The 2,331-nt window shown below is 70.7% G+C and carries 2 protein-coding genes; one reads left to right on the top strand and one right to left on the bottom strand.

Annotated features, from left to right (window positions below; genetic code table 11):
- Positions 1 to 361 precede the first annotated feature (361 nt).
- A complete protein-coding gene (locus DQW06_RS11170) occupies positions 362 to 1,297 on the bottom strand; it encodes a serine aminopeptidase domain-containing protein (protein WP_013155582.1) in 936 nt (311 codons plus the stop codon).
- 438 nt (positions 1,298 to 1,735) lie between these two features.
- On the opposite strand from DQW06_RS11170, the gene DQW06_RS11165 reads away from it, so the two are divergent.
- On the top strand, positions 1,736 to 2,146 hold the full coding sequence (locus tag DQW06_RS11165; protein ID WP_174547560.1) for a ChaB family protein: 411 nt from the start codon (positions 1,736 to 1,738) through the stop codon (positions 2,144 to 2,146).
- Positions 2,147 to 2,331: the final 185 nt, after the last annotated feature.

The following is a 2,331-nucleotide window of genomic DNA, read 5'->3' as shown; positions in this document are numbered from 1 at the left end:
TGCCAACGCAGCAAAGCCTCACCACGCGCGCACAACAAGCGTTGATCGCCCTCCCGCACCACTACGCGGCAGCTGGCGACGCTACCTCCGGCCACCACCCGCAACCAGGGCGTTGATCGGAGTCCCCGGACACCCGCCGCCTTTGGTGCCGCCACAGCCACAACCACCGCCAACGACACCACCCTCGGCTTGCGCGTTGACCGGAGCCCGTGGACGGTGTTCCCGTCCGTGCTCGTCGGTGAGGACGGCCTTCCTGCCCGAACACACGGGCGGCGGCCCGGGGGAGGGTCCGCCGGGCCGCCGCCGTGTCGCGGTTCCGGAGACCACGGGGCCGGAGCGGCCCCGCGGCGCCGGTGCGGGGTCAGGTGATGTGCGGGCAGGAGTCCCGGTAGTCCGAGAAGTCGGAGAAGAACCCGGTGTCGGGCGGCGGGCACAGGAACTGCTCGTAGCGCTCGTCCTCGTCGACGAAGCGCTTGAGCCAGGAGATGCTGTACCTGGCGATGATCGTGTTGGAGAGGTTGGGCGCGAAGTGGCTCGCGCCCTCCAGCTCCAGGTAGGCGCGCTCCAGGTCGCCGTCCAGGCTCTCGTAGAACGGGATGGAGTGCGAGTTGACCGACGCGATGCTGTCGTTCTCCGCGCCGATGATCATCGTGGGCACCTCGACGTCCGACCAGTCCTTCTGGAGGTGCCAGGGGGTCAGCGGAATCGCCGCGCGCAGCTCCGGCCGGTCCTCGGCGGCCGCGAGCGTGCCGCCGCCGCCCATCGAGTGGCCCATGACGGCCAGGCGGTCGCCGTCCACCTGGTCGGACACGTCGCTGTCGTCGACCAGGTAGTCCAGGGCGGCCTCGATCTGGCGTCCCCGGCTGTCGGGCTGGTCGTAGCGGGTGTTGGTGTCGATCGTGAACACCACGAAGCCCTGCGAGGCGATCCGGTGGCCCATCCACGCCATCGAGGACTGGCTCGCCGTGTAGCCGGGCGCGATGACGACGCCGCCGAACGTTCCCTCGCTGGTGTCGGTGGGGTAGTAGATCGTGCCGCCGCCGAACCCGCTCACCAGCGAGGACACGCTCTCTTCGTCGGTGTCGAAGTAGCCCTCCTCGGCGGTGACGCTCGACTCGGTCGGCGCGGGGCCGCGCTCGTACGGGTTGGCGGCCTGGGCCGGGGAGACGACGACGCCGGTCAGCCCGGCGGTGAGCGCCAGGGTCATACCCGCGCGGGCGGCGAACCGGGCCACGCGGGAGCGGGGGCCGTGTTGTGCGCCGTCGGTCTCTTCGGGGGAAAGGGGGTATGTTCGCACGGTTTTTCCTTTTTCTCGTGCAGCGGGAATCCGCGCACCTCGCGGTGTTCGCGGACCAAGGGTCTCCCGTGGGGGGAAAGCCGACATTACCGTAAGGTAACCATATGGGCACCCGCAGTGGTCGGCGGTGGCCGCCCCGCCTCTCGGTGGCGGAGGAGGGGGCCGGGTGACCGGCTCCCTTCGGCCGTGGATTCACTATGGTGTCGTTTCGGTAAACGTGCATCCGTTGAATCACCAGTAGTGACGGAGCCCAGCTCGCGGGGGGAGAGGGGGACGTGCGGCCACCCGGTGACCCGGGTGCGCTCGTGGTGCCCTCGGGGCACCGGTTCCCGTAGCACCGGCGTCCCGACCCCTCGCCGCACCGGCGGGCCGCGGTGTTTTGGCGGTCCCTCCCCGGGCAGGCGGACCGTGTAGGCGCACGACGAGGGAGTGATGACCATGCCCGGTGCAAGCGAACTTCCGTCGACCCTCCAGCGGTCTCCGAAGAAGGCCCAACGCACCTGGATCAAGGCGCACGACTCCGCTGTGGAGGAGTACGGGGAGGGCGAGCGCGCGCACCGCGTCGCCTTCGCGGCGGTCAAGCACGAATTCGAGAAGCAGGGCGACCGCTGGGTGCCCAAGCAGCGCTCGGGCCCCTCGGACGAGCAGGCGTCCAACCCCAAGGCCGCGCGCGGACGCGGTAAGGACAAGAAGACCGCCGGGGGAGTGGACGCCAACGCCAGCAAGGAGCACCTCTACGAGCAGGCGAAGAAGCTCGGCGTCCAGGGGCGCTCGAACATGAACAAGGACCAGTTGGTCGAGGCGCTGCGCAAGGAGAACGACCGCCGCACCGCCAAGGCGCGCTCCTGACGCCATCCCGGCCGGACACGCCGTCGGCTCATCCCAGGCAGCCCCTCCCGAGCTCCGTCCGGGAGGGGCTTCTTCCTGCGTTGGGAAGGCACACGTCGTGAAGGCACGTGCGGGGAGTGCGGGCGAGCCGGGCGGACCAGCCGGGCGCCCGCGCCCCCCGGGCCCGTGGCCGCCCCCCTGGCCGC

Source organism: Nocardiopsis sp. TNDT3 (assembly GCF_003427465.1).
GTDB classification, from domain to species: domain Bacteria; phylum Actinomycetota; class Actinomycetes; order Streptosporangiales; family Streptosporangiaceae; genus Nocardiopsis; species Nocardiopsis dassonvillei.
This window is presented reverse-complemented; position numbering and strand designations above follow the sequence as displayed.